The sequence below is a fragment of the Neisseria sp. genome, assembly GCF_041804105.1.
GTDB lineage: Bacteria > Pseudomonadota > Gammaproteobacteria > Burkholderiales > Neisseriaceae > Neisseria.
Genome location: NZ_JBHCJY010000067.1, coordinates 1 through 6916, shown reverse-complemented (window position 1 = coordinate 6916; position 6916 = coordinate 1). Strand labels below are relative to the sequence as shown.

Here is a 6916-nt window from a genome sequence, read left to right as displayed (position 1 = left end):
GGGGCCGTCTGAAATTGTGCGTGGGCGGCGGCTTCGCGTTCAGCCAGTTTGGCTTTGCGTGCCTGAGCGTCGCGTTCCTTGCGCTGACTGTGCCATTCGTAGCGTTGCCGGGCGTGGGCGGCGGCGGCAAAGCGGGGTTCGGGTTCGGTGCTGCTGCGCGAGAGCGGCAGATGGTCGGCCGCGACGGGCTGCATATGGATGCAGTCGACGGGGCAGGGGGCGACGCACAGTCTGCAGCCGGTGCATTCGTCTCGGATGACGGTGTGCATCAGTTTGGACGCGCCCATAATGGCATCGACGGGGCAGGCGCGGATGCAGGCGGTACAGCCGATGCAGGCATCTTCGTCGATCCATGCCAACGCTTTTTCCTGCACTTTGGCGGGGGCGAGCGGCGGGCGGCGGAGCAGTCCGGCAATATCGAGCATCACGGTTTCGCCGCCGGGTGCGCACAGGTTGACGGCGGCCAGGCCGTCTGAAAGGGCTTGCGCGTAGGGCAGGCAGCCTTCGTAGCCGCATTCGCGGCATTGGGTCTGCGGCAGCAGCCGGTTGATGGATTGCACGTCGGTGCTCATGGTGTGGAACGCCCAAAATCGAAAGGCGGTATTGTAACAGATTGAGCCTGCTGGAAAAATCGGTTTCAGACGGCCCGGCTGCGTCGGTTCGGCCGCAGTTGCCCGATACGGTAAGCCGTATGGCAGATGCTGTGCGGAAGACGGCGGAAGACAATTTTGGCGGTGCCGGCAAAGCCCGTATCCAACCGCTGTTTTCAGACGGCCTATATAATGGCGGTTCGACCGGTTGATTGGAATGTGAAATGGATTCGGAAACCTTATGCCCCTGCGGTTCGGGCGCAGCGTATGCCGCCTGCTGCGCACCGTTCCACCGCGACACGGCTGTGCCGCAAACGGCGGAACAACTGATGCGTTCGCGCTATTGCGCTTATGTGCTGCACGACATCGGCTACATCGTGCGCACCACCGTGCCCGCACAGCAGCCGCTGCTGGATGCGGACGGGCTGATGCGGTGGAGCCGCGAAACGGAATGGCTGGGCTTGACGGTGTTGCGCCATGTGCCGCGTATCGGCAAAGCCCATGCGCAGGTGGAATTTTCCGCCGCATTCCGCAACGGCGGTGGCGGCAGGCAGGAACACTGCGAACTGTCGGCCTTCGTGCAGACGGGCGGACGTTGGTATTTCATCGACCCGACCGTGCCGCTGCCGACGATGAAGCAGCCCTGTTTCTGCGGTTCGGATAAAAAATTCAAAGCGTGCTGCGGGCAGTTTTTCAGGTAAATTAAAAGATGGTTGGTGCGGGACGGGACGGCTTTTTGAACGGCGGTATCCCTTCCGCCATTCCCGCGCAGTCGGAAAACCGAAAAATTTCGGACTCGGATGCCGTTGAACCATACCGGTTTCTTACCGCTGAACATCCCGATTCCCGCCTGCGCGGAATAACGGGGTCGGTGATCGGCATCATGCAAATACGACCTTATTTTTCACCCCTATTTCACCAAGCGGTTTGTACGGTTACGCCGCTTTCGGGCGGCTAACCGTACCTACGGCGGCTTGTTTTTCATCCGTGTGTGAAGGTCAGCCATGGATTCCCGCCTGCGCGGGAATGACGGGGGCGGACAGTGCGGCACAAATCGATACATCGCGTAAACACAGCCATCCGAAAACATCCGAAAACATCAAAACAGGCCGTCTGAAAACTTTTCAGACGGCCTGTCCGCATTGCGCCGATTTAGGAGTAGGTACGGTTAGCCGCCCGAAAGCGGCGTAACCGTACAAACTGCTTGCAGGTGGAATCAGAAAAAAATTCTGTCACATGGCCGGGAGGCGTAACCGTAAACTGTTTGCAAGTTAAATAGGGTAACAATCAAGCCGTGTTTGGGTGATGGCTTGATAACCGCCCCCGTCATTCCTGCTCAGGCGGGAATCCGGGCGTTCGGCGGTAAGAAACCGGTATGGTTCAACGGCATCCGAGTCCGAAATTTTTCGATTTTCCGACTGAGCGGGAATGACGGGGTCGAACAGTGCGGCACAAATCGATACATCGCGTAAACACTACCGGCCGAAAACATTACAAGGCCGTCTGAAAACTTTTCAGACGGCCTGTTTTGATGAAGCCGAACCGTTTAGAGATACGGTTGAAGGGTTCGGCGCAGGATTTCCATATCGGTGATTTCGGTGATGTTGGCTTCGCCCAAGCGGTTGAGGCCGATGAAGCGCATGGTGCCGCTTTCGACTTTTTTGTCGTGCTGCATGTGGGCGATCCATTTGTCAAACGCGAATTTGGGCGGTTCTACGGGCAGGCCGGCGGCGGAAAACAGGGCGGCGAGGCGTTCGGTGTCGGCGGGTGTAATGCGGCCGAGCTGTTCGGACAGTCGGGCGGCGAGGATGCAGCCTGCGGCAACGGCTTCGCCGTGCAGCCATACGCCGTAGCCCATTTCGGCTTCGATGGCGTGGCCGAAGGTGTGGCCGAGGTTGAGCCAGGCGCGGATGCCCTGTTCGGTTTCGTCCTGCGCCACGATGTCGGCCTTCATTTTGCAGCAGCGGTACACGGCTTCGGCAAGTTTGTCGGGGTTTTGCGCCATCAGGGCGACGGTGTTTTTTTCCAGCCATTCGAGAAAGCCGGTGTCGCCGAGCGCGCCGTATTTGATAACTTCGGCCATGCCTGCGGACAGTTCGCGCGGCGGCAGGGTGTGCAGGGTGGAGAGGTCGGCGAGTACGGCGCGGGGCTGGTAGAACGCGCCGATCATGTTTTTGCCGAGCGGGTGGTTGATGGCGGTTTTGCCGCCGACCGACGAATCGACTTGGCTGAGCAGGGTGGTGGGGACTTGGATGAACGGTGCGCCGCGCTGGTAGGTGGCGGCGGCAAAACCGACCGTGTCGCCGATCACGCCGCCGCCCAGCGCAATCAGCGTGGTTTTGCGTTCGGCGCGGTTTTCGAGCAGGCCGTCGAAAATCAGGTTGAGGGTTTCCCAGTTTTTGTGGGCTTCGCCGTCGGGCAGGACGATGCTGAAATGTTCGGTACCGGCACGGTCAAGGGCCGTCTGAAAGGCTTTGAGGTAGAGCGGGGCGACGGTTTCGTTGGTGATGACGGCGGCTTTTTTGCCGAGATAGGGTTTGAGCAGGGTGTCGGCCTGTTCGATGAGTCTGCTGCCGATGAAAATCGGATAGGGAGCGGACGGGGTTTGTACGGTCAGCGTATGCATGGCGTTCTCGGATAGGGCGGGCGTAATGCCGTGTGGGTTGGCGGGGCGTATGGGAGGTATGTGGTTCGGGGGGCAGATTTTAACGGTAAAGGCCGTCTGAAAACGGTTGTTCAGACGGCCTTATCGGTTTGCGCAAGCCGCCTATTTGTTGAGTGACAGTTTTTTCAGCAGGTTTTCGACTGTTTCGCGGCTGTGGCCGGATTCGACGGTCAGGTGGGCGGTGGAGCGGTACAGGCTGTCGCGCGCGTTGTAGAGTTCCTGAAGTTTGGCCAGCGGATCGGCCACTTGCAGCAGCGGGCGGTTGGTATCGTAGCGGGTGCGCTCGAGCAGGACTTCGGGGATGCTGTGCAGATAAACCACCGTGCCGCGTTCGCGCAGCAGGCCGCGGTTTTCTTCGCGCACCACCGCGCCGCCGCCGGTGGCCAGCACGATATTGCTGTTGCCGGTCAGCTTGTCGAGCATGGCGGTTTCACGGTTGCGGAAACCCTGTTCGCCTTCCATCTCGAAGATGGTGGGGATGTTGACCCCCGTATGCTTGCAGATTTCGTGGTCGCTGTCGTAAAAGGGGCGGTTGAGGATTTGGGCAATCTGTTTGCCCAACGTGGTTTTGCCCGCGCCCATCATGCCGATAAAAATCAGGTTGCCTGCTATTTTTTCCATGAAGGCATTGTAAACGAAAAAAATCAGTTGTGTCTGTAATCTTTTTCAGACGGCCTGTGTTGATGCAAACTCATGATAAGCGGTGGTTTTGCACCGGCTTCGCACGTTTTCAGGCTCGGCCGGTAAAGCCCAAATCGGTTTCGCCCAGCCAGCGCAGCGGCAAATCCGCGCCGATAATCGAGGCTTCGATGACGTTGAATGCGAGTTGCAAAGCCTGCACGCCGTCTATGCCGATTGCGCCGAAATTCATGTCTTTGCCCGCACCGACGATGCGGTAGCGGCAATGCCATTCTTCGTGCCGGTGTTCGTACGGTTTGCCGATGAACACGTCAACCGTTTCGCTGCTGCCCGCGACTTCGAGAACGCGGTGGAGGAAGGCGGTTTCGCGGGTGAGTTTTTCGTCCATGTCGGCTTTCCTTATTTTCAGACGGCCAGGGACACCGTCTTTTGCCACTTGCGGATTTTGCTGCGGAAACGGGTAAGCAGGCCGATGCCGCTGCACGGTTTTCAGACGGCCTGTTCCGAACCCTACGCTTTTTTCCTTTTTAAAACAAGCCATAAAAAGACCAGTCCGCCTGCAAATTCGACCACCACGCTCAACACGGCCTTCATGCCCAAAACGTGTTCGAACAGTGTCTGCCCGCCCACCAGCAGCACGGCGGACGTGAGAAACACCATCGGTAGGCGGTGGCTGTGGCGGACGGTGGGGGCGAAATGGTTGGCGAGTGCGGCGGTAAGCAGGCCGAAAAAGCTGACGGGGCCGACAGCGGCGGTGGACACGGCGGTAAGCACGGCCGTCCACAGCAGCAGCCACAGGGTGGTGCGGGTGTAGTGGATGCCGAGGTTGACGGATTGGTCGCGGCCGAGCATCAAAACGTCGAGGCGGTGGCGTTCGCGCCAGACGAACAGCGCGCTGGCGGCGAGGATGATCCCGCCGATGCCGAGAAGCTGGGTGTTGACGGTGTTGAACGATGCGAATGTGTAAGCCTGCGCCACGGCGAATTCTTCGGGGTCGATCATGCGCTGGATGAGGGTGGACAGGCTGCGGAACAGGATGCCGAAAATCACGCCGATTAAAATCATCCGCGCCAAATCGCGTCCGCCCTGCTTCATCAGTACGGCAAACAGCAGCACCGAGCCGCCCAGCATGGCGGCGATTTCGAAGCCGAATTTGCCGAGTGCGGGCAGGTGGGTGTAGCCCACGCCGCCGAGCAGGGCGACGAGCAGGGTTTGCAGGAAAATATACAGCGCGTCGAAACCGAGTATCGAGGGCGTGAGAATGGGGTTGTTGGTAAGCGTTTGGAACAGCAGCGTGGACACGCCGACGGCGTAGGCCACCAGCAGCAGCGCGGCGAGCTTGGTGGCGCGCAGCGGCAGGATGAAATCCCAGTTGCCGTTTGCACCCAGCGTGAGGAACAGGGCAGAGCTTATCAGCAGCAGCAACAGGGCGGTGTACAGGGGTTTGTTCATGGTTGGGTTAGGATTTGGATTGCGGGGCGTGGTTTTCGGGGTTTGTCGGTTAAGCGGTTTATGGTTTGTTTCTTGATTGGTTAGGTGTGGGCAAGGTTTGTTTTGAAAGTGTCGGTCGGTTTCCGTCATCCGCGCGGGCGGGAATCCGGACTTCCAATGTTTCATTACCGGTATCAGACCGCCGTTCCGGATTTCCGTCTGTGCGGGAATGACGAAGATTTCATGTCAACGCAACACAGGTTCAAATACAGCCAAGTCCGTTTTTTCAGACGGCCTGATGTGTGGGCGGAATACCGAGGCTGTCTGAAAAACACAGGGCGTTGCCAAACGGTTTCTATGGCAGATGGACAGTCTGTCCGAACCGTTTCAGACGGCCTTCTGCCGCATCAGCAGCCACAGGAACACGCCCGTGCCGACGACGCCGAACACCGTTGCCACGGGGATTTCAAACGGAAACACCAGTACGCGGCCGACGATGTCGCACAAGAGTACCAGCCCTGCGCCCATCAGCGCCACGGCAGGCAGGCTTTCGCGCAGTTTGTCGCCCATCATGCGGGAAACGATGTTCGGCACCACCAGCCCGATAAACGGAATATTGCCCACGGTAACGACCACCAGCGAGGTAATCAGGGCGACGATAATCAAACCCGCCCACAAGATGGTGCGGCTGTTCAGGCCGAGATTCACCGCCACCGTTTCGCCCAAGCCGACAATGGTGAGCTGGTCGGCAATCAGATAGGCCAGCAGTGCCATCACGCCCGTGAGCCACAGCAGTTCGTAACGCCCGAGCAGCACGCCGGAAAAATCGCCCTGCTGCCACACGCCGAGCATCTGCATCATTTCCAGCTCGTACGCGATAAACACCGCCACCGATTCAATCACGCCGCCGAAAATCATGCCCACCAGCGGCACCAAAAGCTGCGCCGTCGGCGGCAGGCGGCGGATAAGCGCCATAAACAGCAGCATTCCGGCCATCGCCGAAACCGCACCCGCCGCCATTTTCGCCGTCAGCGCGGCGGCGGGGAAAAAGATGGCGGTGAGCAGCAGCCCCAAAGCCGCGCTCTGGCTTGCGCCCACCATCGAGGGTTCGACGAAGCGGTTGCGCATCAGAATCTGCATCATCATCCCCGCCACCGCCAGCGACGCGCCCGTGAGCACAATCGCAAACGTGCGCGGCAGACGGCTGACCAGCATCAGCTCTGCGCTGTCGTTCAGGCTGCCCGAAAACAGATCCGCCCACGAAAACTGCGCCACGCCCACGGACAGGCTGAGGGCAAACAGCAGGACAAGGGCGGACAGGCTGTAAAGAATGAGCGGAACGGGTTTTGCGGTCATGTTTTGTGTGGGTAACGGGTTGTTCGGAAAGGCAGTCAGGCCGTCTGAAAACGGCTGGTCGTTGCCAGTGCGGTTTAAAGTAGGTACGGTTAGCCCGCCGAAGCGGGCGTAACCGTACGGACGGTATGTTTTTCCGACTGGCGCAGTTTGGCAACGGTTCGACGGTAGCGGCCGTTGCGTACGGTTACGGCGTACCGCCTAACCGTACCTACTGTGTGGAAAGGGGTTTCCGTTG

General features: G+C 59.3%; 8 protein-coding genes. 2 read left to right on the top strand and 6 right to left on the bottom strand.

The window, feature by feature from the left end:
* On the bottom strand, positions 1–572 hold a 572-nt coding region (locus tag ACEYDX_RS06420; protein ID WP_373741197.1), incomplete at its 3' end, for an RnfABCDGE type electron transport complex subunit B.
* Positions 573–814: 242 nt separating this feature from the next.
* Here ACEYDX_RS06420 and ACEYDX_RS06415 point away from each other — a divergent pair.
* Both ACEYDX_RS06415 and ACEYDX_RS06410 read left to right on the top strand, forming a co-directional pair.
* On the top strand, positions 815–1291 hold the full coding sequence (locus ACEYDX_RS06415) for a YchJ family protein (protein WP_373741196.1): 477 nt from the start codon (positions 815–817) through the stop codon (positions 1289–1291).
* 325 nt (positions 1292–1616) lie between these two features.
* A complete protein-coding gene (locus ACEYDX_RS06410; protein ID WP_373741195.1) occupies positions 1617–1781 on the top strand; it encodes a hypothetical protein in 165 nt (54 codons plus the stop codon).
* A 355-nt stretch (positions 1782–2136) separates the two neighbouring features.
* Here ACEYDX_RS06410 and aroB read toward each other — a convergent pair whose 3' ends face one another.
* From aroB to ACEYDX_RS06385, 5 genes are all read right to left on the bottom strand, one after another.
* Positions 2137–3216, bottom strand: coding sequence for a 3-dehydroquinate synthase (aroB, locus tag ACEYDX_RS06405; RefSeq protein ID WP_373741194.1), 1080 nt, complete (start codon positions 3214–3216; stop codon positions 2137–2139).
* A gap of 141 nt (positions 3217–3357) precedes the next feature.
* Positions 3358–3876: a shikimate kinase gene (locus tag ACEYDX_RS06400; RefSeq protein WP_373741193.1), complete on the bottom strand. Its 519-nt coding sequence runs from the start codon at positions 3874–3876 to the stop codon at positions 3358–3360.
* A 109-nt stretch (positions 3877–3985) separates the two neighbouring features.
* Complete coding sequence (locus ACEYDX_RS06395; RefSeq protein ID WP_373741192.1) at positions 3986–4282, bottom strand: hypothetical protein; 297 nt, start codon at positions 4280–4282, stop codon at positions 3986–3988.
* A 122-nt stretch (positions 4283–4404) separates the two neighbouring features.
* Positions 4405–5346, bottom strand: a complete 942-nt coding sequence (locus ACEYDX_RS06390) for an iron chelate uptake ABC transporter family permease subunit (protein WP_373741191.1) — start codon at positions 5344–5346, stop codon at positions 4405–4407.
* A gap of 366 nt (positions 5347–5712) precedes the next feature.
* Positions 5713–6681, bottom strand: coding sequence for an ABC transporter permease (locus tag ACEYDX_RS06385; protein WP_373741190.1), 969 nt, complete (start codon positions 6679–6681; stop codon positions 5713–5715).
* Positions 6682–6916: the final 235 nt, after the last annotated feature.